Here is a 703-nt window from a genome sequence, read left to right as displayed (position 1 = left end):
GGGCATGGTGTGCTGTGTCAGTAACCACTTAGCATGCCATTGGTAGACCGCTAGTCTCTCGTGATGAAGATGATGGTTGCCGAGCAACCTGTCGATACGCTTAATCGAATGTTTGGTTTGCGCATGAGTTCCATCAATATGACGACCTAAAGCGGTCAATGTAAGACGGTCTGAATCAATGAGAGCCCGGCAAGCAACCATGAGGGTATTTAGACGCTTTTGGTGAATTTCTGGGCAATGTTGATAGAGGGATTGATGTAAGATAGTTAATGCTTGCACCTTGGAAGTCCGTGATTGGTTTTTGTTTGCGCTTAATCAGATCACATTCCAAGGTGTAAGTTCACTCTAATTTCATGATTTATCTCAAAGTTATCAGGGGATTCCTCAGCGCCCAGCATGGGCATGAACTAATGAGGTGAAAGTCCTCTGTAGGAAGATCACCGTTACTCTTTCAAAAAGAGAATAACATACTGTTATTAAACGTTAACTACTAGCGAATGGCAAGGGCTTATCCGCGAGGATTGGTCTGAAGGAAGCCGCTAGCAAATTTGCGAGCTGATGAATAAGAACATCATATGAGGCGTAGGCTAGAGATGAGTTGGCACAAGACGACGAAATCACGTGATCTAATGGCCACCGTAAATGATGCAGCAGTGCAAAGAAAGTTCATGCTCTTATCTGGGGAGATCTGCTTAACTCGCGA

1 pseudogene is annotated in these 703 nt (G+C 44.5%); it reads right to left on the bottom strand.

Annotation, left to right across the window (positions count from 1 at the left end):
• Positions 1-279, bottom strand: a pseudogene (locus L1D47_RS20940) (IS4 family transposase); the annotation flags it as partial.
• Between the last annotated feature and the right edge of the window lie 424 nt (positions 280-703).

The sequence above is a fragment of the Shewanella sp. Isolate7 genome (assembly GCF_022398425.1).
GTDB lineage: Bacteria > Pseudomonadota > Gammaproteobacteria > Enterobacterales > Shewanellaceae > Shewanella.
Note: the sequence above shows the minus strand (reverse complement) of the source record. Positions and strands in the feature narration are given on the sequence as shown.